Below are 24,644 nucleotides of genomic sequence, written 5' to 3' on the forward strand. Positions count from 1 at the left end.
CCCGACCGCAGCAAACGAGATGTCGGCGCAATGACCAAGGAGAGTTCCTATGACCAGCAAAGTGATTAAGGGCGGCACCATTGTCACCGCCGACCTTACCTACCCATCGGACATCAAGATCGAAGACGGCGTCATTGTCGCCATCGGCCCGGACCTTACCGGCGATGAAGTGCTTGATGCCAGCGGCTGTTACGTCATGCCCGGCGGCATCGACCCCCATGTCCATCTCGAAATGCCTTTCATGGGCACTTATTCAAGTGATGACTTCTATTCCGGCACCCGCGCGGCGGTCTCGGGCGGCACCACCATGGTGGTTGATTTCTGCCTGCCCGATCCGGGCCAGAGCCTGCTTGATGCATTGAAGCGCTGGGACAACAAATCCACCCGCGCCGTCTGTGACTATAGCTTCCATATGGCCATCACCTGGTGGGGCGAGCAGGTCTTTGACGACATGAAGACCATCGTTGAGGAAAAAGGCATCAACAGCTTCAAACATTTCCTCGCCTATAAAGGCGCGTTGATGGTGAATGACGACGAGCTGTTTGCCTCCTTCCAGCGCTGCTCCGAGTTGGGCGCCTTGCCGATGGTGCATGCGGAAAATGGCGATGTGGTCGCCTCGATGCAGGCCAAACTGATGGCAGAAGGCAATACCGGCCCTGAAGGCCATGCCTATTCCCGCCCGCCAGAGGTGGAAGGCGAAGCCACCAACCGCGCCATCATGATTGCCGATATGGCCGAAGTGCCGCTCTATGTGGTCCATACCTCCTGCGAGCAGTCCCACGAAGCCATCCGCCGTGCCAAGCAGGCCGGTATGCGGGTCTATGGCGAGCCGCTGATCCAGCATCTCACCCTTGATGAGAGCGAATATTTCGACAAGGACTGGGATCATTCCGCCCGCCGCGTGATGAGCCCGCCTTTCCGCAACAAGCAGCATCAGGACAGCCTCTGGGCTGGTCTTCAGTCTGGCACGCTCTCCTGTGTTGCCACCGACCATTGCGCTTTCACCACCGACCAGAAACGCTATGGCGTGGGTGACTTCACCAAGATTCCGAATGGCACGGGTGGTTTGGAAGATCGCATGCCAATGCTCTGGACCTATGGGGTGACCACCGGTCGTCTGACGATGAATGAATTTGTCGCGGTCACATCGACCAACATCGCCAAGATCCTCAATGTCTATCCGAAAAAAGGCGCGATCCTTGTAGGCTCCGATGCGGACATCGTCGTCTGGGATCCTGAACTCTCCAAGACCATCACCGCGGACAAGCAGGTCTCGGCCATCGATTACAATGTCTTTGAAGGCAAAGAGGTCAAGGGCCTGCCGCGCTACACCCTGTCTCGCGGCAAGGTGGTGTTCGACAAGGGCGAGCTGAAGACCGAGGAAGGCCACGGCCAGTTTGTCCCGCGCCAGCCCTTCACTGCGGTCAACAAGGCACTCTCCACCTGGAAAGAACTGGTCGCCCCGCGTCCGGTCGAGCGCACCGGCATTCCTGCCTCCGGCGTCTGACCCCAACTATGCCGCTGCGGGGATCCCGCCCCCGCAGCGGCCCGAAACTTGCATGAAGCTGTCAGTTGAGACTCTGCAGCAATGAACAAAGGAATAGTCAAAATGAGTCAGGCAGACTTTCATGTGGTCAAGGCCAAGGACCTGTGTCTGACCTTTCAGACCAATGATGGCCCGGTCCACGCGCTCAAGGATATCAATATTGAAATCAACAAAGGTGACTTTGTCAGCTTCATCGGCCCGTCCGGCTGTGGCAAGACCACCTTCCTGCGCACCATTGCCGCCCTCGAGCACCCAACCTCCGGTAGTCTGACCGTCAATGGAACCAGCCCGGAAAATGCCCGCATGGACCGCGCCTATGGCTATGTCTTTCAGGCTGCAGGCCTTTATCCATGGCGCACCATTGCCAAGAATATCAAGCTGCCGCTCGAAATTATGGGCTATTCCGCCCAGCAGCAGAACGAGCGCGTTGAAAGGGTTCTCAAACTCGTTGATCTCGAAGGCTTTGGCAACAAGTTCCCCTGGCAATTGTCCGGCGGCATGCAGCAACGTGCCTCCATTGCCCGCGCCCTGTCCTTTGATGCCGATATCCTGTTGATGGACGAACCGTTCGGAGCCCTTGATGAAATTGTCCGCGACCATCTCAACGAGCAACTCCTCCATCTTTGGGAGACAACCGGCAAAACCATCGGCTTTGTCACCCACTCCATTCCCGAGGCGGTCTATCTATCAACCAAGATCGTCGTCATGAGCCCCCGCCCGGGCCGCATCACCGACATAATCGAAAGCACCCTGCCGCGCGAGCGGCCACTGGAAATCCGCGACAGCCCGGAATTCATCGAAATCGCCCATCGGGTTCGCGAAGGCTTGCGCGCTGGCCATGGCGATGGAGCAGACGTATGAAGAAAGCCTTTGCCATCCTCACGGTCATCTGCACCATCGTCATCCTCTGGTATGGGGCAGCGGTGAAAATGAATGCCAAATGGTCGTTGGAAGCCGCCAGCCGCGCAGGCGTGACCTTGACGACTTCCGAGCTGATTTCCAAGACTCTCAATCAGGAGCGCCCGGTTCTGCCTGCCCCGCATCAGGTGGCAAGCGAATTCTGGAAAACGACAATCGAGAAGAAAATCACCTCCAAGCGATCGCTGATTTTCCATGGCTGGATCACCCTGCGTGCCACCATGCTCGGCTTTCTGATCGGTACCTTTGGGGGCATCATTCTCTCTGTCGGGATCCTGCATATCCGGGCGATGGATATGGGCTTCATGCCCTGGGCGATTGCATCGCAAACCATCCCTATTCTCGCCATTGCACCGATGATCATCGTGGTTTTGAATTCGGTCGGCATTCAGGGGCTGATCCCCAAGGCAATCATTTCCGCCTATCTGAGCTTCTTCCCGGTGCTGGTCGGCATGGTCAAGGGTCTGCGCTCACCCGACCAGATGCAGCTGGACCTGCTCAGTACCTATCATGCCAGCAAGCCTGAAACCTTCTTCAAGCTGCGCCTGCCCTCCTCGATGCCCTATCTCTTCACCTCGATGAAAGTTGGCATTGCCGCCTCACTCGTCGGCACCATCGTTGGCGAATTGCCGACCGGGGCCATTCGCGGGCTTGGTGCACGCCTTCTGACCGGCTCCTATTATGGCCAGACCATCCAGATGTGGGCAGCCCTCTTTGCCGCAGCCCTGCTGGCTGCCAGCCTGGTGGCCCTCGTTGGATTGGCCGAAAAAGCAGTCATGAAACGCATGGGGATGGACCGATGATCGAAGTTATAGTCTCCTTCTTCACATGGATTTTTGCCTGCTGGGTGAATGTCAAACTGTCCCACAGCGCCTTGAGCGACACCCGCGCGGTCAAGCTCGCCGTGCCGATCCTGTTTGGTGTCACGGTGATCGTCGTCTGGGAATTGCTGGTGCGTGGCCTGCAAGTGCCGCAAGTCATCCTGCCGACCCCAAGCGCCATCGCAGTGAAATTTGCCGCCTCCACCGATCTGCTCTGGGCCGATTTCATCCAGACCTTTGTCAAAGGGGCCTTGTCAGGCTATCTGATGGGGTGCGGGTCGGCCTTTCTCATCGCCCTGTTGATTGACCGCATGCCCTTCTTGCAAATGGGTCTCCTGCCGGTTGGCAACTTCGTTGCAGCCCTGCCGATTGTCGGCACAGCCCCGATTCTTGTCATGTGGTTCGGCTTTGACTGGCATTCCAAGGCTGCCGTTGTCGTGGTGATGGTCTTCTTCCCGATGCTGGTCAACACCTTGCAGGGACTGACCACCAGCGATCACATGCAGCGCGATCTGATGAAGACCTATGCCGCCAATCACTTCCAGACCCTGCTCAAGCTGCGTCTGCCGATGGCCATGCCCTTCATTTTCAACGGCCTGAAAATTTCGACCACTCTGGCCCTGATCGGCGCGATCGTGGCGGAGTTTTTCGGCTCGCCCATCGTCGGCATGGGCTTTCGCATTTCCACCGAAGTTGGACGCCTTGGCCTTGATATGGTCTGGGCAGAAATCGTTGTCGCGGCAATTGCCGGGTCCGCCTTTTACGGACTGGTCGCGACACTGGAGAAAGGGGTGACCTTCTGGCATCCCTCACAAAGAGGCTAAAGCCTCACACTATAAAAAACCAAAATAAAAAGACCAAAAGCATCACCATTAACCTCCTGACTAGGGAACGTAAAATGAAACAGACTTTAAAGACATTTGCTGTTGGCGCTCTGGCTGCAGCATCTTTCCTCGGGGCTGGCGCAGCCTACGCGGCAGATGCCATGACCCTGCAATTGAAATGGGTCACACAGGCCCAGTTTGCCGGATATTATGTTGCGTTGGAAAAGGGCTATTACACGGAAGAAGACCTTGATGTGACCATCAAGCCGGGCGGCCCGGACATTGCACCGACCCAGATTCTGGCTGGCGGCGGGGCTGACCTCGTCATTGACTGGATGCCATCCGCTCTGGCTGCCCGTGAAAAGGGTCTGCCGCTGGTCAACATTGCCCAGCCATACAAATCCTCTGGCATGATGCTGACCTGCCGCAAGGATAGCGGCATCAAAAGCCCTGAAGACTTTCCCGGCAAGACCCTTGGCGTCTGGTTCTTCGGCAACGAATATCCATTCCTGAGCTGGATGAGCATCCTTGGCCTGTCCACCGAAGGCGGTGACGGCGTCACCGTTCTCAAGCAGGGCTTCAATGTCGACCCACTCCTGCAAGGTCAGGCCCAGTGTGTCTCCACCATGACCTACAACGAATATTGGCAGATCATCGATGCAGGCCTGACACCGGACGACCTGATCACCTTCAAATATGAGGAACAGGGCGTCGCCACCCTTGAAGACGGTCTCTATGTGCTGGAAGAAAAACTGTCCGATCCGAAAGAAGTCGACAAGATGGTCCGCTTCGTTCGCGCATCTATGAAAGGCTGGAAATACGCCGAATCCAACCCGGATGAAGCCGCCGAAATCGTCCTTGAATATGACGAAACCGGTGCCCAGACCGAAAAGCACCAGAAACGCATGATGGGCGAAGTCGCCAAGCTGACCGCCGGTTCCAATGGCACGCTTGACCCTGCTGACTATGAGCGCACCGTCAAGACCCTGATGAGCGGCGGTTCTTCTCCGGTCATCACCAAGATGCCTGAAGGTGCATGGACCCATGTCATCACCGATGCAGCCCTGAAATAGGCCTTCGCTGACAGCCAATTGACAAAGCCCGTCCGGCAGACCCGCCGGACGGGGCCTTGATCGGGAGCGGATCCGCCCCTTCCCGATTGTGCCAATCTCGTTCGATCAAGTCCAACAGAGAAGCCTACCGCAACGCAGCATTTGCCGCGATCGGGAGATCTGTCTCTGAAATCCGGCCGCCGGCCTTGCGCGCCTTGTGCCTTCAAAGCCTTGTGATGAGGAACCACACCATGCAGGTCTACCAGAAGATTCTGTCCGCCCCCCGCTTCGCCAATGAGATGACAGGCAATCGCTTGTCGGCGGAGAAGATGGCCGACGCCGACCTGAGCGCCCTGATGGCGATGGCCCAGACCATCCGCAATCAGCATTGGGGCCGCACGGTCACCTATTCCCGCAAGGCCTTTGTTCCGCTGACCAATATGTGTCGCGACACCTGCAGCTATTGCACCTTTGTCAAGCACCCGGATGACCCGGCCGCCACCATCATGACGCCGGAACAAGTGCTGGCAACAGCCAAGCGCGGAGAAGCGCAGGGCTGCAAGGAATTGCTCTTCAGCCTCGGCGAAAAGCCCGAGCTGCGCTATGAGAAAGCCAAAGGCGCCTTGGCCAAGCTCGGCTACCAGCGGATGACCGATTATCTCGCCGACATGTGCCGCTTGGTGCTGACCGAGACCAGCCTGCTGCCCCATGTCAATGCGGGTACCCTGAGCGATGAGGAAATCGACATCCTGCGCCCGGTCGCAGCCTCCATGGGCATGATGCTCGAAACGGTCTCCAAACGTCTGGCGCAAAAAGGCGGCCCGCACCATGCCTGCCCGGACAAGATGCCCCTGCAGCGCCTGCGCACGCTGGAGCGCACCGGCCAGCGCAAAGTACCCTTCACCACCGGCCTGCTGATCGGTATTGGCGAAACATGGCAAGATCGCATCGAGGCGCTTGTGGCCATCAACGAGGCCCATACCCGCCACGGCCATATTCAAGAGGTCATCATCCAGAATTTCCAGCGCAAGCCGGATATTGCCATGGCCAACCATCCCGAACCCGCACTCGAAGACATGCTGCGCACCATTGCCGCTGCGCGTCTTATCCTCAGCCCGGAGATCAGCCTGCAAGCGCCCCCGAACCTGTCCGACCGCCACATCGCCTATCTCGATGCGGGCATCAATGATTGGGGCGGCATTTCACCGGTCACCATTGATTTCATCAACCCTCAGCATGACTGGCCGGAAATCCGCCAACTGGATGAAGCCTGCCGACAGGCCGGATACGAGCTGACCGAGCGGCTGACCATCTATCCCGGTTTTCTCGGCAAGCCAGACCAGTTTGTTGATGCCGAGTTGCAGCCCCATATCGCGGCGCTCGCCAACCCGCGTGGCCTTGCCGCCCACCAGCATCACCTTGAAGAGTCAGCCAGAATTCAAGCCAGAATTCAAGATAGACAGAAAGGCCGCCCCGCATGACTTTCTCGACCGATCCAATGCACCAAGCCAGCCCCGAGATCCGCGCCATTCTGGAAAAGGCCCTGTCTGGCCATGAGGTCAGCCAAGCCGAAGGCACCAGCCTGTTTGCCGCGACCGGGGCCGACCTGCCCGCCATCTATGCCACCGCAGACCAATTGCGCCAGCGCGTCAATGGCGATCTCGTCACTTTCGTGGTCAACCGCAACATCAATTTCACCAACATCTGCTATATGGGCTGCCGTTTCTGCGGCTTTGCCAAACGTACCGATGAGGCCGGTGCCGAATGGCTGGAGCCAGAACAGATCGTTGCCCGCGCCCGCGAAGCATGGGACCGTGGCGGCACAGAAGTCTGCATCCAAGGTGGCCTCCACCCCAAAATGGAAGGCAGCTATTATCTCGACATCGTCCGGGCGCTGAAGGCCGAGTTGCCCGGCATGCATATCCATGCCTTCTCGCCGTTTGAAATCTGGTATGGCGCGGCCAAATCGAAAAAGAGCTATCGGGATTTTCTCAGCGAGCTGAAAGAAGCAGGCCTCGATACCATGCCCGGCACGGCGGCTGAAATTCTCGACACCGAGATCCGTCAGCAGCTGACCAAGAACAAGCTCTCGACCGAGCGCTGGGTTGAGATCATCCGCGCCGCCCATGAGGTCGGCATCCCGACCACCGCCACCATCATGTATGGCCATCTCGACGGTCCGACCCATTGGGCCGCCCACATGGCTTTGCTACGTGACATCCAGAAAGACACGGGCGGTTTCACCGAACTGGTGCCGCTTTCCTTCGTTCATACCGAAAGCCCGCTTTACAGCCAAAATCCCGACAAGGTCCGCCCCGGCCCGACCTTGGATGAGGTCGATAAAATGCATGCAGTCTCACGCATCATGCTGCATGGCCATATCGACAATATTCAGGTCTCTTGGACCAAGTTGGGCGCGGAACGGGCCACCCAATTGCTCTCCCGCGGGGTCAATGATCTGGGCGGCACCTTGATGAATGAGAGCATTTCCCGCTCTGCAGGCGCTAGCTTTGGGCAGGAAATCACCGCCCATGAAATGGTTCAGATCATTCGCGCTGCAGGCCGTGTCCCGGCCCAGCGCCGCACGGACTATTCGATCCTTGAAATGTTCGACAATCATGATCCGGAAGTCCAAGACCCGCTGGTCAAGCGCACGGGTGCCAATCCGCTCGACTTCCTCGACATGTTCCCCCTCGCTCAGCCCCCATTGGAGGCGGCGCAATGAGCCAAGCCCCCCACCATAAAGTCGCTTTGCTGGCAGGTGGCGTTGGCGGAGCCAAGATGGCTGAAGGTTTGGCCGGTCTTGACGGAATCGATCTGTCGATCATCGGCAATGTCGCCGATGATGAGGTCTTTCATGGCCTCTGGGTCTCCCCCGACATCGACACCCTGACCTACAGCCTTGCAGGCATGATCGACCGCAAGCAGGGCTGGGGCGTCGCCGATGAGGGCAAGCGAGCGCTTGGTATCCTGTCGCAATTGGGCGAAGAGACCTGGATGACCCTTGGTGACAAGGATCTGGGGCTGCATATCTATCGCACCATGCGGCGCAAAAATGGCGACCGCCCGCAAGACATTGCTCGCCACATCGCCCGCTCCTTCGGGATCAAACCCGACATCCTGCTGCCGACCGATGATGTCATCCAGACCCGGCTGGAAACAGACATGGGCTGGCTCAGCTTCCAGCAATATTTCGTCCGCGAACAATGCAAGCCGACGGTCTCGACCCTGCGCTTTGACGGCCTTGATCTCGCGCGCCCGACACCAGAAGCACTCGCCGCCTTGGCCGAGGCCGACATCATCGTGTTTGCCCCCTCCAATCCACTGGTTAGCATAGCACCGATCCTTGCCATCCCTGACATCCGCGCCGCAGTCCAAGAGGCAAAAGCCGTCAAGATCGCCGTCAGTCCTCTGATTGCGGGCAAGGTCGTCAAAGGCCCGGCTGATCGGATGATGACAGCTTTGGGCATGCGTGCGGACAGTGTCGGCATAGCGGAGCATTATGCAGGCCTTATCGACATGCTGGTCATCGACCATGCGGACGCAGCGCTCGGCCCCGACATCTGGGCGCTCGGCATCGAACCAATTGTTGAGGCCATCCTGATGAAATCGCAAAAGGACAAATGTCGCCTTGCAGACCAGGTCATCCAGCATGCAGCAGCATCCAGCAGATCGGGAGCGCGCGCATGACGACAGACATCGCCAGAACCCTGCTGGTCATTCCGATGAAGGATCCCAAGGACGCCAAGACCCGGTTGGGCAGTGGCCTTGACCGCAAGGAACGGGCTACTCTTGCCCTGTCACTGTTCGATATGCTGGTCAAACGCATTCAATCCGTGCTGGCCGCGCGGGATGCTTTCGCCGACCAAGTGATCGACATTGCGGTGGTCTCTGCCAGCCCGATCCTCAAGCAAGCGGCGCAACGTCTGGGCATCCATCATATTGCAGAAGGCCAAAAGAAGGGCCTATCCAATGCACTCGATCATGCTGCAAAGGAAGCCTTGGCCCTTGGCTATCAGGCAATGCTCATCCTGCCCGGCGATCTGGCCGACCCAAAACCGGCGGACCTGTCGCGCCTCATCGATCATGCAGCAACGGGCGAGACGGCAGTCATTTGTCCCTCAAGCGACTGGGGCACCAATGCCCTGCTCTTGCCCTTGCCAAACCCGATTGCCTTCCAATTTGGCGAGAAGAGCTTCCACAATCACTATCGCGCCATGACGGAGGCTGGCCTCACCCCGATCCTCTTGCCACTGACGAGCCTCAGGCTCGATGTCGATCGACTGGACGATTTGCGCCATTTGAGCCGCGATCACTGGCACCTGTTGGCCAAGGGGGATGGCCGATGAGCAGCATCGCAATCACCGCCATTCCCGGCATCCCCGACATAGGCCAAGGCGACGATCTGGCCGCCATCATCGGCGATGCGTTGCTCGCCTCTGGCAATGCACCAGAAGCAGGCGACATTTTATGCATCGCGCAAAAGGTCTTTTCCAAGGCCGAAGGCTGCATCATTCCGCTGTCCAGCGTCACGCCGGGGGCTGAGGCCATCCGCTATGGTGAGGAGCTGGGCAAAGACCCCCGCAAGGTCGAGGTGGTTTTGTCAGAAAGCAGCGAAGTGGTCAAAGCCTTCCGCCATCCCGGTAAGGAGACCGGCACCCTGATTTGCCGCCATCGTCTCGGCTTCATCTCCGCCAATGCGGCGGTGGATGAAAGCAACTTCGAGCAACAAGAAGCGGTGATGACCTTGCCGCAAGACCCCGACCGCTCGGTGCAGCTGATGCAGGAAGCACTGCTTGCCCGCTTTGATTGCCGCATCGGTGTGGTGATGACCGACACATTCGGCCGCCCATGGCGGATCGGGCAGGTCAATGTCGCCATCGGCCTGTCCGGCGTGCCTGCAACGCTCCGCGAACAGGGCAATCTTGACGCATGGGGCCGCCCACTCACCGTCACCGAGGCTGCCTTTGGTGATGAGCTGGCCGCTGCCTCGGGCCTTGTCGTTAAAAAGGCGGGCAAGACCCCCGTCGTTCTTTTCCGGGGCCTTGATTGGTCCCCAACCCCAAGTTCCCACAAGGACCTGCTCAGAGTGAAACAGGAGGATATGTTCAGATGACCATTGCAATCATCGGCGGCACAGGGCCGCAAGGCCAAGGATTGGCACTGCGCTTTGCCCGCGCAGGCACCCCGGTAGCGCTCGGCTCGCGCGATGCCACCCGCGCCGCAGAGATCGGCACCGAGCTGCAAGCCCAACTGGGCCCAGACGCTGCCGCCATCACGGGCCTCTCCAACGAAGAGGCAGTCAAGGCCGCCGAAGAAATGGTCATTCTGGCCGTTCCCTTTGCCGGTCACAATGCCACCCTTGAGGCCCTAAAGCCCCATCTTGAAGGCAAAATCCTTGTCGACATCGTCGTCCCGCTGGCCGAGGATGACCCCAAAAAGGTCACCATGCCCCCCGAAGGCTCCGCCACCGAAGCCGCTCAGGCTCTGCTTGGCCCGGACATTCCAGTCATCGGCGCCTTGCACAATGTCTCGGCCACGACACTGAAAAATCTCAATTGGGACATCAATTGCGACATTCTCGTCTGCGGTAACAGTCTGGCTGCCCGCAAGAAAGTGATGGCATTGATCGAGACCCTCGGCGTCACCGCCTATAATGCGGGCGGGGCCGATGCGGCGCGCTGCATTGAAGCGATCACCCCAATCCTCATTCGCATCAATATCTCAAAACAGGTTCCCTTCACCCATGCGGGCGTGAAGATCTGGGCACCTGATCACTGATCCCCACTCAAAACCGACCTTCAACCCAATCAAAAAAACACAATCATTGACCGAACGGAGAGACATCATGGATTTTGGTATTTGCTTTAAGGGCTTTGTCGAGCCGGAACGCGCCAGAGCACTTGTTCGCCAAGCAGAAAATGCAGGCTTCGACTATTGCTGGTTCTATGACAGCCACATCCTCTGGCGCGAAAGCTTTGTTGCCATGGCCATGTGCATGGAACATACCACCAAAATGCGCTTTGGCCCCTGCGTGACCAACCCCAACACCCGCGACTGGTCCCATGCTGCAAGCCTGTTCGGCTCACTGGCCAAACAATCCGGCGGCCGCTTTGACATCGGCCTTGGTCGTGGCGACAGCGCCGTGCGCGTGATGGGCAAGAAGCCTGCACCGCTGAAGCGGCTGGAGGAGTTCACCCATGTGGTCAAGGCTTTGGTGCGCGGCGAAGAAGCCCAGTATGGCGAATGCCCCGAACCGGTGAAATTCCCATGGGCCAATGGCTATGAACTGCCGGTTTGGGTCGCGGCCTATGGCCCGAAGGCCCTCAGCTCTGCCGGTCGCGTCGGTGATGGCCTCATCCTGCAAATCGCCGAGCCGAAAATCATCAAATGGCTTGCCGATCAAGCCATTGAGGAAGGCAAAAAAGCCGGCCGCGACATGTCCAACTATAAGGTCATGGCCGCCGCTCCCGCCTATTTCGGCTCCAAGGAAGACTGCATCGAAGCCACCCGCTGGTTCCCAGCCATGGTCGGCAACCATGTCGCCGACATTGTTGAGAAATATGGCACCGAACGCGAGGATATCCCCGAATCCCTCACCGCCTATATCAAGGACCGCAAGGGCTATGACTATTCCAAGCATGGCCAGAGCGACAATCCCTATCTCGATTTCATCACCGAAGACATTGTCGAGAGCTTCTCGGTGCTGGGCAACGAAGAGGCCCATATCGCCAAGCTGCATGAGCTGAAAGACGCTGGGGTCACTCAGTTCAACATCTATCTCGACAATGGCAATGAGGAAGAAATCATCGCCAAATATGGCAAGACCATCATCCCGGCCTTCGCCTGATCGCGTTGGCCCACCTCATCGTCGAGGCCTCGCCGCGAGAAATGCGGCGGGGCTTTTTGATGCCAACCGCTCTCTGGCCTCAGGTAGCGCGACAGCATGTCGCACAAGTCTATTGAATCGAACCCACACCGCGCCTATCCTGTCGGAAGCACCTGCAAACCCAGCCGTCTGATGATGAAACCAATCCGCCCAGCCTTGTCAGGCAAAGAGTGGACACCAAACAGGAAGTGGCAGCCATGATCGGAACATTGCGCCTGACCAGCGGGTTGATCCTCTTTCTTTTTGTCTCTGGCCATTTCATCAATCACGCGGTTGGCATCACCACCATTGAGGCGATGAATGCGGTCTCCGCCTTCACCATCACCCCTTGGCGCACCCTGCCGGGCACCATCCTTCTGTCGGCCGCCCTTGTCACCCACGGCACCCTTGCCGTCTGGTCGGTGATCCGCCGCCGCACCCTGCGCACCAGCCTCAAAGACTGGATCCAGCTGACCCTTGGTTTTCTCATCCCGTTGCTGATTGCCAGCCATGTCTTTGCCACCCGCATCACCTATGAAGTCTATGGCTATAGCGAGCGCTATTCCTATGAGCTCTGGTCCCTCTGGGTTGCCTCACCGCAAAAGGCCATCACCCTCTGTGTCGCCCTGTTGGTGGTCTGGACCCATGGCTGCATCGGCTGGCACAATTGGCTGTCGACAAAAAGCTGGTATCTACGCAACCGCAACCCCGCCCTGTTCATCGCCATTCTGGTGCCTGCCTTGGCCTTGGCCGGGTTGATTTCGGGCCGCTACCGGATCATCGAGCAGGTGCAAGAGCCCGGCTGGCTTGATGCGGTGCTGGCCCCCATTCGCCCCCATTTTCCCGGCATGGCACAAATGGTGTTTGGCGGCGAATTCCGGGTGCGTCTGGTCACCGTGGCGATCATCGTCACCATCATTCTCTATCACCTCATCCGCTGGGTCCTGAACGCCCAGAAGGCCAAGACCCGTCTGCATTATCGCAATCCCCAGACCGGGCTTTCCGCCGATCTCAATATGCGCCCGGACATGTCTTTGCTCGACACGATCCGTTCGGCTGGCATCGCCCATGCGTCGGTTTGTGGTGGCCGCGGTCGATGTTCGACCTGCCGAGTGCGGATTGATCATAGCCTGACAGACATGCCACCCCCGGACGCCACCGAACAGAAAGTGCTCGAGCGGATATCCGCCCCGCCCAATGTCCGGCTGGCTTGCCAGTTGTTCCCGCCATCGCCACTCAGCGTGACGGCGCTGCTCGGCCCCAATCCCAGTGCCAAGGATGCCGGACCGCAACCCCGCCATCATGCGGGCATGGAGCAGGATCTGGTCATTTTGTTTGCTGACTTGCGCGGCTTCACCAAATTGTCCGAAAGCCGCCTGCCCTATGATGTCGCCTATCTACTGAACCGTTATTTCGCGGCCATGGGCACAGCGATTGAGGCCTCTGGCGGGCATCTTGACAAATTCATCGGTGACGGGGTGATGGCCCTTTTCGGCATTGATGGTAACATCGAGAGCGCCAGCCGTCAGGCGATCGCTGCGACCATGCGTATGGCCCGCAATCTAGACAAACTCAATGAGGATCTGGCGACAGAGATGAATGCACCGCTGAAAATCGGCATCGGCCTACATTCCGGCCTGTCGATTGTCGGCAATATGGGCTTTCGCAATGCCACCAGCATCACGGCCATCGGTGATGTGGTCAACACCGCCAGCCGCCTTGAAAGCCTGTCCAAGGATCATGACGCCCAATTGATCATCTCGGAACGAACGGCACGATATTGCGGCCACGATCTGTCCGGATTTCCGCTGCAATCGGTGACGCTGCGCGGGCGACAGGATGCGCTAGAAGTCCGCGTCATTGGCTCCGCCCTCAAGATCCCACCGGCTCCGGAGCCAGACAAGTGACCACCAGACGGTCAAAGAAGAGGAAACAGCCATATGTATATCGCAATGAACCGCTTTCTGGTTAAAAAGGGCTTTGAAGACGCCTTTGAGAGCATCTGGGCCAATCGCGACAGCAAGCTGCTCGATATGGAGGGCTTTGTGCATTTCGATCTTCTCAAAGGCAGCGAAACCGCAGAAGGCTTCATTCTCTATGCCTCCCATGCCATTTGGCAGGATGAGGCGGCCTTCATCAACTGGACCCACTCGGCGCAATTCCGCCAATCCCATGCCAAGGTCAAGCCTCTGGTGGAGTATCAGGGACCGCCCAAGCTTGAATGCTTCACCACCATCGAAGGGCTCAGCATCACCAAGGCGTGACCATCCTTTCTCCGCCTCTGGTTCGCCATTGCCCGGGTACATCGAGCCAACATCTTTAATTTGCTGGTTTTTTGGCCATCAAATACCCTGCAAAGCAGCCATGCAAAAAACCGCATGCTACTGTAGAATATATTGAAATTCGCCTTCGATTAATTTACCTAGACATTAATCGGGCTTGCCTCCCCTTGCCAGATCTGCATTTGGCACGGCGCAAGCGTCTTCCAACGCTACATTGTCGGGACCACCATGAGCTTGTATACAAATTATCTAGACGAGATCGAAACGCGCAAAATTCAGGGCCTGAACCCCAAGCCCATCGATGATGGCGCCCTGCTTGCCGAGATCATCACGCAGATCAAGGACGCCCAGAATGACCATCGGGAAGACTCCCTGAATTTCTTCATCTACAACACCCTGCCGGGCACCACCAGCGCCGCTGGCGTCAAGGCCAAGTTTCTCAAGGAAATCATCCTTGGTGAAGTGGTAGTCGAAGAAATCTCCCCGACCTTTGCGTTTGAGCTTCTGTCTCACATGAAGGGTGGACCATCGGTAGAAGTTCTTCTCGATCTGGCCTTCGGTGACGACGCTGCCATCGCCAAGCAGGCCGGCGACGTGCTGAAAACTCAGGTCTATCTGTATGAAGCCGACACCGACCGCATCGAGGCTGCCTACAAGGATGGCAATCCGATCGCCAAGGAACTGCTCGACAGCTATGTGAAGGCCGAATTCTTCACCAAGCTGCCTGACGTCGAAGAAGAGATCAAGGTTGTCACCTTTATTGCAGGCGAAGGCGACATTTCCACCGACTTGCTCTCTCCGGGCAATCAGGCCCACTCCCGCGCCGACCGCGAGCTGCATGGTAAATGCATGATCTCGGAAACGGCTCAGCAGGAAATCGAGGCCCTCAAGCTTCAGCATCCTGATAAGCGTGTTATGCTGATCGCCGAAAAAGGCACCATGGGCGTAGGGTCTTCGCGCATGTCCGGCGTCAACAACGTCGCTCTGTGGACCGGCAAGCAGGCCAGCCCTTATGTGCCATTCGTCAACTATGCCCCGGTCGTGGCTGGCACCAACGGCATCTCGCCAATCTTCCTGACCACCGTATCCGTGACCGGTGGCATCGGCCTTGATCTGAAAAACTGGGTCAAGAAGCTCGATGACGACGGCAAGCCGATCCTCAACAATGATGGCAATCCGGTTCTGGAACAGAAATATTCTGTCGAGACCGGTACGGTACTGACCATCAATTCCAAAACCAAGAAGCTTTACAACGAAGCTGGCGACGAAGAGCTGGCTGATGTGTCCAATGCCTTCTCCCCACAGAAGGTCGAGTTCATGAAGGCTGGCGGTTCCTACGCCATTGTCTTCGGCAAGAAGCTGCAGACATTTGCGGCTGAAACCCTCGGCGTGGAAGCGCCATTGGTCTTTGCCCCATCGAAAGAAATTTCCCACGAAGGTCAGGGCCTGACCGCCGTTGAGAAAATTTTCAACCGCAACGCGGTTGGCGTGAATTCCGACAAGCCGCTGCATGCGGGTTCGGACGTCCGCGTCAAGGTCAACATTGTCGGCTCGCAGGACACCACCGGCCTGATGACCATGCAGGAGCTGGAAGCCATGGCGGCGACCGTTGTCTCCCCAAGTGTCGACGGAGCCTATCAGTCCGGCTGTCACACCGCGTCGGTTTGGGATTTGAAGGCACAGGCCAACACCCCGCGCTTGATGAAATTCATGAACGAGTTTGGTCTGGTCACCGGTCGTGACCCGAAAGACGTCTATCATCCGATGACCGACGTGATCCACAAGGTCCTCAATGATCTGACCGTGGATGACCGCGCCATCATCATCGGCGGTGACAGCCACACCCGCATGTCCAAGGGCGTGGCCTTTGGTGCCGACTCCGGCACCGTGGCGCTGGCTCTGGCCACCGGCGAAGCCAGCATGCCAATTCCGGAATCCGTCAAAGTCACCTTCAAGGGCAAAATGGCCGACCACATGGACTTCCGCGATGTCGTTCACGCCACTCAGGCCCAGATGCTCCAGCAGCATGGCGACAACGTCTTCCAGGGCCGCGTGATTGAAGTGCATATCGGCACCCTGCTTGCCGATCAGGCCTTCACCTTCACCGACTGGACCGCAGAAATGAAGGCAAAAGCCTCCGTCTGTATCTCCAACGATGAAACCCTGATTGGTTCTCTCGAGCTGGCCAAGTCGCGCATCCAGATCATGATCGACAAAGGCATGGAGCATGAAAATGGCACGCTCGCGCGCCTGATCTCAATCGCCGACAAGCGCATCGCCGAAATCAAGTCCGGTGACGTGCCTGCGCTGACTCCGGACGACAATGCGAAATATTTCGCCGAAGTGGTTGTCGATCTTGAAGCCATCAATGAGCCGATGATCGCCGATCCGGACGTCAACAATGCCGACGTCTCCAAGCGCTACACCCACGACACCATTCGCCCGATCTCTTACTATAATGCAGAGAAAAAGGTCGATCTGGGCTTTGTCGGCTCCTGCATGGTGCATAAGGGAGACGTGAAGATCGTCGCTCAAATGCTCCGCAACCTTGAAGCCGAAAAGGGCAAGGTGGAATTCAAGGCCCCTCTGGTCCTCGCAGCCCCGACCTACAACATCATTGATGAGTTGAAGGAAGAAGGCGACTGGGAAGTCCTGCAGAAATATTCTGGCTTCGAGTTTGACGACACCGCGCCAAAAACCGAAGCGCGGACCGAATATGAGAATATTCTCTATCTGGAGCGTCCGGGCTGTAACCTCTGCATGGGCAACCAGGAGAAAGCCGAAAAGGGTGACACCGTTCTGGCCACCTCGACCCGCCTGTTCCAGGGCCGTGTTGTGGCGGATGCGCCAGAGAAAAAAGGCGAGTCCCTGCTTGGCTCGACCCCAGTGGTGGTGCTGTCCGCCATTCTGGGTCGCACGCCAACCCTTGAAGAATACAAGGCGGCAGTGGAAGGCATCAACCTGACCAAATTTGCTCCGCCACTCGAAGTGCCGGGTACCTCTCGTTCGGTGCACTTCTGATCCGACGATTTGGATGAAGAATGAACAAAAGAAAAGGCCCCAATCGGGGCCTTTTCTCGTTTCCGACGGTCAAAATCTAATTTTCAGACAGCCCCGACCTGCTGAATGAAGGCCCGTTCGCCCCCCAGATCGGAAAAAGCCCGAGTGCGACAGGACAGGACGATGATCTGCTGATCTTTGGCGGTCTGGGCCAGCATGTTGAACATCGCGGCAATCCGCTCATCATCCGTATGAACCAGAGCATCATCGAGAATGATCGGCACATGGCTTCCCTGTCGGGCAATCAATCGCGCGAAGGCCAGTCGCGTCAGAATGGCAATCTGCTCATAGGCCCCACCGGACAGCGCCTCGACCGCATCCGTCACCCCATTGCGGGTGATGGTCTCAACCAGCAACTTATCCGCATCCAGTTGAAAATCGATCCCTCCATGCAGTTGCTGCAACAGGGGCAAAAGCTCCTTGCGGATCGGTTCGAAATAGGTTTCCTGCGCCTCGGCGCGGGCAGCCTCCAGATGCTCGACCAGCAGGCGAAGGGCTCTGGCATGATGCTCGAACTGTTGCGCCCGCTGGGTCGCCCGTTCCAGCTTGCCAACCACCTCCGCCAGTTTCTCCTCAACCGCCCCATCGGATTGAATCTGGATCGCACCATTGAGCCGCGCCAATTCTCGCTCCAGCAACGCGATTTCCTTTTGGTCCTCTTCTTCCGCCTTTTGCGCCCGCAGGCATGCAGCTTCTGCGGCCGCCAGATCCGGCGCGTCCCTTTGCAGAGCCTTCAGCGCCCCTTGTGCCTCGGACACCTTGTCGGTTTTGGCTTGCAGCAAGCGGTCCAAAGCTTCAAGTCTGGTCGCCTCATCCTCTGGGGCTGCCAGTTCACCCAGCTCAGCAGACATCCGTGACAAGGAACCTTGTTCCGCTGCCAAGGCCCCCACAGCCTTGGTATAGGCATCCCGCGCCCGGCTTTCCTCGGCCCTTAGTCCATCAAGCAAGCGATTGGCCTCTGCCAAAGACGCCTCAATCGCATCAACCTTTGGCGCGCCATCTGCCCCACCACTTGGCAAAGGCGGGAGAGGAGCATCAACGGCAATGCCCAGATCCTGACAAATCTGGCGTTTTTCCGCTTCCAGAGCCTCGATGCCAGCCGGAGCCAGCGCCTTCAACTGGACCAGCAGGCTTTGTTGATCTTGCAAGGCTATTTGCCGCTCTTCATAAAGATGCCGCGCTGCCTTGACGCTCTCGACCGACAGAGCGGCGAGCTGCTGTTTGAGATCCCTGCGCAGCTGTTCGGGATCTTCGATGCCCTGCCCCGCACCTTCAGCCGGTTGCAAATGCATCGTGCCAAAGCCCGGCAGGTTCAATTCCATCCCGCGATCGATCAGGTGTGGCACGCCACTGGCAATGGCTTCACCATTGCATAGAGCGGATTGCCCCTCTGCCGACAGGGTGAAACTGGAAAAATGCACTTTGCGCTTTTCAACCGCCATATCATGACGGCGCTCAAGATCCACCAGACGCTCAAGGTCGCCGCGGCTGACCTCCGCGCCGCGCAAGACCGCTTCCAGCGCCCCCAAGCGCTGCTTGATTGGCCGGATCATCGATAGCAGATCATCCAACGCCACCAAGCGTTCTTGCCGGAGGCGCGCACGGTCTGCCTGTCTGGCCTGAGTGAGTCCTTCGGTCAGAGTGCGCCGTCTGGCATCGGCCTCCGCAATCTGAGCCTGAAGGCCATCGCAGGCAGCCTTGGCCTTGGCCTTGCTTTCAAGCGCCCCGGCAACAACCGCTTGCTTTTCGCTCACAGCACGCGCCAGTGCCTCGCGCTTGGCCTGACTTGCCTTGATCTCATGGATCTGCCGGGCCACTGCGTCGACCTCATTGACCAGCAATTGCCGGTCTTTATCAGCTGCGATGACCTTTTGCGCATGATCGCGAGCATGGGTGACTTGTGCCTGACTGCGAACGATGGCGGTTTGCCGTTCGTCTCGCAACCTATCGTCCTGCAGCTCTCGCAAACGGGCCATGACTTTTTTCTTCATCGCCAGATCATGGGAAAGGGTCTCAACAGCGGTCTCCAGCTCGCCGCGTTTCTCGTCCAACATCTGAACACGATCTTCGGCTTCTTTCCATGCACTGCCCGCCTTGGCCTTACCCTGCTTGGTCCTGATGGCATCCAGTTCCTGTTTGCATTGCTGGACGATCTGATCCATCCGCCGCCCACCGGTCACAGCATCGATCTGTCCGCGCACGCTCGACATCACATCCCGGCGTGCTTCAATTCCCTCTCCTTCCCCCTTGCCTTCTGGATCAACCCCGACCATTCCCTGCCGCACCCACAACAGGCCAACCGGCCCCTTGCGACTCTGCAGCAGATTGGTCTGGATCCAGACTTCCGCATCATCGGCCTGTTTGAGAATGATGCCTGATGCAACAGCCGTGACGCTGGCAGAGGAACCGGGTTTTCTGAGATTGAACGTCTTTTCGATCCGGTATCCCTCACCCTCAACCTCAATCTCGGCGCCAATCGTCATTGCCCCACCAGAATAGGGCTGCAAGCTTCGCAACTCCTTTTTGTTGGCCCCATGATCAAAGAAGAACAAAGCATGCAGCGCATCAAAAAAGGTGCTCTTGCCGCTTTCATTTTCTGCCGTGATGGTGGTCAAACCATCCCCGATTGGTCCGAGCGTCACCGTCTGGCTGGCGAAGCGGCGTACATTGGTCAATGTCAGGCTGCGCAGCTTCATTGCCCCACCTCCTGCGCCAAATGAAACAGATGCGACAGGGCTGTTTGGGCAATGCGGGCATCCTCCTCAGTCCGCCCTTCAAGGCTTGTTTCGGTCAACAGATTTTCAGCAGCGACCCGCAAGGCACCGCTTTCAGCAATCAGGTCTAGATCCTCAATCGACTGTTCGATGCCGATCCGGGTCAGATCGAAATCAAAGAAATGAAAGTCGTCGGCCACCGCTTCGCAGGCCTTGCGAAGAGCCGCATGCTCGGACAAACCCAACCGCCCGGACCCGACAAAGCGCACCAAGGCCTGCTGACGAGCATCCTCTGGCAACGCCTCTTCCAAAATGCTCACAGGGTCGCAACCGGGAAAGAAAGTCTGATCCGCCCGCAGCCATTGATAGTGCCCAAGCGGGATCGGCTGGACAGAGGGTAAGACGCCCCGCGCTGACACCTCGACCAATAGCACACCTGACGCCTTGTGGCCTTTAAAGCCATCAGCTTCCGGAGCACCCGCATACCATGACCGGGACCCGATTGCCATTTGGCCGTGCCAATCCCCCAACGCAAGATAGTCAAGCCCCGACCGCTCAGCGCGATCTGGCGGGATCGTTGCCAAGCCCCCCTCTTCCGAGCCAAAGTCCGTCACCCCTCCATGGGCAAGGCCAATACGGATCCGCTCCCCGGTCTCTGCAAGGCTCATCCATTCCGTCAAATCAAAGCCGGGGCTTCTGACCGTGGGTGGCGCAGGCAGGATTGCGGTATCCTCACCCAGCAGAATGGGGGTTGCTTCCGTCGCCAAAATCACATTGTCGGGCTTGTCTCGAACGATCCGCTCCCACAGATCCACTGACGTGAGAGAATCGTGATTGCCCGGCATCCAGACCCATGTGACGGATGGATCCGCCGCCATGACATCCAGTGCCCGCTTGACCAGCTTGGAGGGCGGCGCTTCCGCATCAAATGTGTCGCCAGCGATCAGGATGAGGGGAGAATTATGCGTGCGGGCCGCGTCGCCCACTGCCCGCAGCGCCTCCAATCGGGCCTGCCGGAGAGCAACCCGCGTCTCTTCGTCAAATTGTCCAAAAGGTTTGCCGAGATGAACATCGGCGGCGTGAATGAAACGCATGACAAATCCCCCGTATCCCTGTGATATCGCTCTGCGCCGGGAACCGCAACGTCATCAGCCTGGCTGATCAACAATACAACCAAAAGAAGAAGCAAGAAAAGCGGCAACTTTGAATTCCCAACTGCCCGAGCGGCCTATGCCTTAGATTTGCGGCACGATACAAGAAGGATAGAGCCTGCTTTCAAGGATCGCCGCCATTGGATCCTGCCCTTTTAAGAAACCATGGTCAGACACCAGAACCGATCCCCACCCGCGCACCATGGCACCCCAGATGTCCGTATGCAAACTGTCGCCAACCATCGCGATGCGCGACACCGGATAAGAGGGGCCAACCAGCGCTTCAACATGATCATAGACACTTGGAAATGGCTTGCCATGAAAGGCAACTTGAAGCCCCGTTACCCGGTCCATCAGGTCATGAGCATAATAACCCGGCTCCACCGTCAGACCGATTTCTCGCGGTGCCACCAAATCCGGATTGGCCACCACCACTGGCCGCGGGGCTTTTGCCAGACTGCCAGCCAAAAGGTCCTGTCGGGCCTCAGTCCAGCATTCAGAAGAGAGGAAAAGAAACCCATCAACCGCATCATACAGGGCCGGTTCATCCGCCAGCGCCACCACGGACTGATCAAGCTCCTGAGCGGAGAAACCGGTCGGCGCAATCACACCCCATTGAAAATCGGGGCCCCAATGGCTCAAATGCAGCTCACAGACAGCGCGTGAGGACACCAGCTCTTCCGCACGGAAGTCAAAGCCCAACCGGATAAACTTCTCGACGACTTGCTCAAACGCATAGGATGCCGCATTGGTCAACACAAACAGCCTTTTACCTTGGGCTCGGAGCTCTGCGATGCGCTCCACCGCCCCCTCGATCGGCACTTCGCCGACATTCAGGACACCAAAGGCATCAAAAACGAAGGCATCATACTGGTCAGCCACCGCCTCCAGATGCGGAACCTGCGGCACTGGTGTAGACGTTGGCAGATCGGCAAAAGGCAAGGCAGGGAAACGCTCCCGAACGGCTTCATAGCGTTCGAAGGCCTGTCGCGACGTCAGTGTCTTTTTCAATGGAGCCTCACGAACTGATGCGAGCGGGACGAATGTTAATGCTGACCTGCTGATCAGGCCGTGGCTCCGTGCATATCGGCTAATCGGAGTCCCGTCCAGACCAAATGTCACCCAGCCTCGCGAACATGACCAGACAGGAAAGACAGCACACCTTCGGATGTCAGCTGCCCCACGAGTTGGTCACCATGCAAGACACCCACGGGTGTCTTTGCTCGCGCAACCACCTCGAGTATGTCCGACAGCAGCTGCCCAGCGGCCACCGTCCGATCAAAATGCACGCCCACGAGCGGTACCATCGCATCTTCTGCTCGCAACACCCCCAGTGGATTCATATGAGCAACAAAGTCGGAAACATAGGCATTTGCAGGCCGGGCAAAAATATCCTGAGGTCGACCGCTCTGAACGATCCGCCCCCCTTCCATAATGGCAATCCGGTTGCCAAGCTTGAAGGCTTCATCAAGATCATGGCTAACGAACAGGATTGTGCGCTTTAACCGGTCCTGCAGTGCCAACAAGTCGTCCTGCAGCTTTGCCCGGATCAAAGGATCAAGGGCGGAGAAGGGCTCGTCCATCAACAGGATTGGCGCTTGGGTGGCAAAGGCACGAGCAAGCCCGACCCGCTGCTGCATACCGCCAGACAATTCGCAGACCGCCCTGTCAGCCCAGTCTTCGAGACCAACCAGCGCTAATTGTTCAATCGCCGCTTCCCTGCGATGTTTCTTCGGCACACCGCAGAGCTCCAGCCCCAACCCGACATTCTGAACCACGGTCCGCCATGGCAACAACCCGAATTGCTGAAACACCATCGCCACACGCCGTCCGCGAATATGCCTCAGGGTCTGCCTTGACGCTCCGGTGACATTCACCAAAGCGCCACCGTGATTGACGTGAACAGCACCGCGCACCACCGGATTAAGCCCATTCACCGCCCGCAACAATGTAGATTTGCCTGAGCCAGACAAACCCATAAGGACATAGATTTCTCCCTCCTCTATATCCAGCGAGCAATTGTGCACACCCAGAATTTGACCAGTTTCGTCCTGTATGGCGGCCCGGTCGAAGCCTTGATCCATCAACGGAAGGGCCGCCTCAGGATCCTCGCCGAAAACGATAGAGACAGTGTCAATCTTTACCGCCAGTGTCATGACCGACCTCTCCGACTGAGCATCCGGTCAAGGATAATCGCGACCACAACAATGACAAAGCCGCTCTCAAATCCGAGACTGGTATTGACTTGGTTGAGGGCTCTCACAACCGGCACACCGAGACCATCAGCGCCAACCAAAGCAGCAATGACCACCATCGACAAAGCAAGCATGATGGTCTGGTTCAAACCAGCCATGATCTGCGGCATGGCGTGAGGCAATTCTGCTTTCAGCAACACATCCCGATCCGTTCCTCCAAAGGCACGAACAGCCTCAATCAATGGCGCAGGGGTTGATGCAATTCCCAGCTGTGTCAGCCTGATCGGAGCAGGCAGCACAAACACCACGGTGGCTATCAAACCCGGTACCATGCCAATGCCAAAAAAGACGATCGCCGGAATAAGGTAAACAAAGGTCGGCAATGTTTGCATCAGGTCGAGGACCGGTCTCAGGAAGGCATAAAGTCTTGGGTGATGGGCACAGACGATGCCCATTGGCACACCAAAGATCATGCAGACCAGACAACTGGACAACACCAGGGTGAGACTTTCCGTTGTCTCTTCCCAATAGCCCTGATTAAGAATGAAAAGAAACCCGCCTCCAACCAGCAGGCAGGTCTTGACGCTGCGTTGAAGGACCCAAGTCAGGGAAACGAAGACTGCAATTACGAGCAATGGATCGACAGACTGTAGAAGCCACAAGATGGCAGCAACCTTCTCTTCCAGTAGCCAGCTAATCGTATCAAGTGGCGTTTCCGCAGACACTCTGATCCACTCAAACGCCGAACATGCGAAATCACCGATTGGAATTTTGTAAGAAGTTAAAAGGTCCACGCGAAATGTTCCTCACGCAAAATTAGCAAGACCTATTGCAGGACGCGGGGTCTTACTTTGGACTCACGGGGTCCTGAGCATCTTGTACAGCGCACAAAACCACATGGCCATCGCTGAGGGAGCGATTATCAAACCATTTGTCGAAAAAAGGCGAACAATTTAATGCTCATAGCCACGTATTTTGCTTAGCCATTCAGCAAGGAACCACCCGCTTGTTCATGTTGGCGGTTTCCCATTGCGGAGTTTGATCTCTATCTGGCTACTATGATTTATGTATTATCTTTTAAGAATCAAAAAACCCCGGTGTCTGGTGAACACCGGGGTTTTTTTTATGATTTGCTTTTAACAGGCCTGGCGGCGACCTACTCTCCCGCGTCTTAAGACGAAGTACCATTGGCGCGGAGGCGTTTGACTTCCGA

General features: G+C 57.5%; 20 protein-coding genes. 15 read left to right on the forward strand and 5 right to left on the reverse strand.

What is annotated here, in order from left to right:
• Nucleotides 1–49: 49 nt before the first annotated feature.
• From hydA to DSD30_RS17995, 15 genes are all read left to right on the forward strand, one after another.
• A complete protein-coding gene (gene hydA, locus DSD30_RS17925; protein WP_114011100.1) occupies nt 50–1,507 on the forward strand; it encodes a dihydropyrimidinase in 1,458 nt (485 codons plus the stop codon).
• Between the two features lie 102 nt (nt 1,508–1,609).
• Nucleotides 1,610–2,407 carry an ABC transporter ATP-binding protein gene (locus DSD30_RS17930; RefSeq protein WP_114011147.1) on the forward strand — a complete coding sequence of 266 codons (798 nt, stop codon included), beginning with the start codon at nt 1,610–1,612 and terminating at the stop codon, nt 2,405–2,407.
• Nucleotides 2,404–3,267, forward strand: coding sequence for an ABC transporter permease (locus DSD30_RS17935; protein ID WP_114011101.1), 864 nt, complete (start codon nt 2,404–2,406; stop codon nt 3,265–3,267). Before DSD30_RS17930 ends, DSD30_RS17935 begins: the two co-directional genes overlap by 4 nt.
• Nucleotides 3,264–4,109: an ABC transporter permease gene (locus DSD30_RS17940; protein WP_114011102.1), complete on the forward strand. Its 846-nt coding sequence runs from the start codon at nt 3,264–3,266 to the stop codon at nt 4,107–4,109. Before DSD30_RS17935 ends, DSD30_RS17940 begins: the two co-directional genes overlap by 4 nt.
• A 74-nt stretch (nt 4,110–4,183) precedes the next feature.
• Entirely contained in the window at nt 4,184–5,182 is a 999-nt protein-coding gene (locus DSD30_RS17945) for an ABC transporter substrate-binding protein (protein ID WP_114011103.1), read from the forward strand.
• A 230-nt stretch (nt 5,183–5,412) separates the two neighbouring features.
• Nucleotides 5,413–6,642 (forward strand): 7,8-didemethyl-8-hydroxy-5-deazariboflavin synthase CofG, encoded by a 1,230-nt coding sequence (cofG, locus tag DSD30_RS17950; protein WP_198663029.1) that lies wholly within the window; start codon nt 5,413–5,415, stop codon nt 6,640–6,642.
• Nucleotides 6,639–7,886: a 5-amino-6-(D-ribitylamino)uracil--L-tyrosine 4-hydroxyphenyl transferase CofH gene (gene cofH, locus DSD30_RS17955; RefSeq protein WP_114011104.1), complete on the forward strand. Its 1,248-nt coding sequence runs from the start codon at nt 6,639–6,641 to the stop codon at nt 7,884–7,886. Before cofG ends, cofH begins: the two co-directional genes overlap by 4 nt.
• Nucleotides 7,883–8,851 (forward strand): 2-phospho-L-lactate transferase, encoded by a 969-nt coding sequence (locus DSD30_RS17960; protein ID WP_114011105.1) that lies wholly within the window; start codon nt 7,883–7,885, stop codon nt 8,849–8,851. The genes cofH and DSD30_RS17960 overlap by 4 nt, the downstream gene beginning before the upstream one ends.
• Nucleotides 8,848–9,510, forward strand: a complete 663-nt coding sequence (gene cofC, locus DSD30_RS17965; protein ID WP_114011106.1) for a 2-phospho-L-lactate guanylyltransferase — start codon at nt 8,848–8,850, stop codon at nt 9,508–9,510. The genes DSD30_RS17960 and cofC overlap by 4 nt, the downstream gene beginning before the upstream one ends.
• Nucleotides 9,507–10,277, forward strand: a complete 771-nt coding sequence (gene cofE, locus DSD30_RS17970) for a coenzyme F420-0:L-glutamate ligase (RefSeq protein WP_114011107.1) — start codon at nt 9,507–9,509, stop codon at nt 10,275–10,277. The genes cofC and cofE overlap by 4 nt, the downstream gene beginning before the upstream one ends.
• On the forward strand, nt 10,274–10,942 hold the full coding sequence (npdG, locus tag DSD30_RS17975) for an NADPH-dependent F420 reductase (RefSeq protein WP_114011108.1): 669 nt from the start codon (nt 10,274–10,276) through the stop codon (nt 10,940–10,942). The genes cofE and npdG overlap by 4 nt, the downstream gene beginning before the upstream one ends.
• Nucleotides 10,943–11,009: 67 nt before the next feature.
• Nucleotides 11,010–12,011 (forward strand): TIGR03842 family LLM class F420-dependent oxidoreductase, encoded by a 1,002-nt coding sequence (locus DSD30_RS17980; protein WP_114011109.1) that lies wholly within the window; start codon nt 11,010–11,012, stop codon nt 12,009–12,011.
• A 236-nt stretch (nt 12,012–12,247) separates the two neighbouring features.
• Nucleotides 12,248–13,936, forward strand: coding sequence for an adenylate/guanylate cyclase domain-containing protein (locus DSD30_RS17985; RefSeq protein ID WP_157967761.1), 1,689 nt, complete (start codon nt 12,248–12,250; stop codon nt 13,934–13,936).
• A gap of 33 nt (nt 13,937–13,969) precedes the next feature.
• Complete coding sequence (locus DSD30_RS17990) at nt 13,970–14,293, forward strand: antibiotic biosynthesis monooxygenase family protein (RefSeq protein ID WP_114011111.1); 324 nt, start codon at nt 13,970–13,972, stop codon at nt 14,291–14,293.
• A gap of 246 nt (nt 14,294–14,539) precedes the next feature.
• Nucleotides 14,540–17,332, forward strand: a complete 2,793-nt coding sequence (locus DSD30_RS17995; RefSeq protein WP_114011112.1) for a bifunctional aconitate hydratase 2/2-methylisocitrate dehydratase — start codon at nt 14,540–14,542, stop codon at nt 17,330–17,332.
• An 83-nt stretch (nt 17,333–17,415) separates the two neighbouring features.
• On the opposite strand, the gene DSD30_RS18000 is transcribed toward DSD30_RS17995, so the two are convergent.
• The 5 genes from DSD30_RS18000 to choW form a co-directional block, all read right to left on the reverse strand.
• Nucleotides 17,416–20,067 (reverse strand): AAA family ATPase, encoded by a 2,652-nt coding sequence (locus DSD30_RS18000; RefSeq protein ID WP_114011113.1) that lies wholly within the window; start codon nt 20,065–20,067, stop codon nt 17,416–17,418.
• The gene (locus DSD30_RS18005; RefSeq protein ID WP_114011114.1) at nt 20,064–21,179 is read right to left on the reverse strand and encodes a metallophosphoesterase family protein; all 1,116 of its coding nucleotides are present in this window, start codon (nt 21,177–21,179) and stop codon (nt 20,064–20,066) included. Before DSD30_RS18005 ends, DSD30_RS18000 begins: the two co-directional genes overlap by 4 nt.
• 141 nt (nt 21,180–21,320) lie before the next feature.
• Complete coding sequence (locus tag DSD30_RS18010; RefSeq protein ID WP_198663030.1) at nt 21,321–22,247, reverse strand: HAD-IIA family hydrolase; 927 nt, start codon at nt 22,245–22,247, stop codon at nt 21,321–21,323.
• A 107-nt stretch (nt 22,248–22,354) separates the two neighbouring features.
• A complete protein-coding gene (gene choV / locus DSD30_RS18015; protein WP_114011115.1) occupies nt 22,355–23,392 on the reverse strand; it encodes a choline ABC transporter ATP-binding protein in 1,038 nt (345 codons plus the stop codon).
• Nucleotides 23,389–24,225, reverse strand: coding sequence for a choline ABC transporter permease subunit (gene choW, locus DSD30_RS18020; RefSeq protein ID WP_114011116.1), 837 nt, complete (start codon nt 24,223–24,225; stop codon nt 23,389–23,391). Before choW ends, choV begins: the two co-directional genes overlap by 4 nt.
• Nucleotides 24,226–24,644 lie beyond the last annotated feature (419 nt).

It is taken from the genome of Cohaesibacter intestini, assembly GCF_003324485.1.
Classification (GTDB): Bacteria; Pseudomonadota; Alphaproteobacteria; order Rhizobiales; family Cohaesibacteraceae; genus Cohaesibacter; species Cohaesibacter intestini.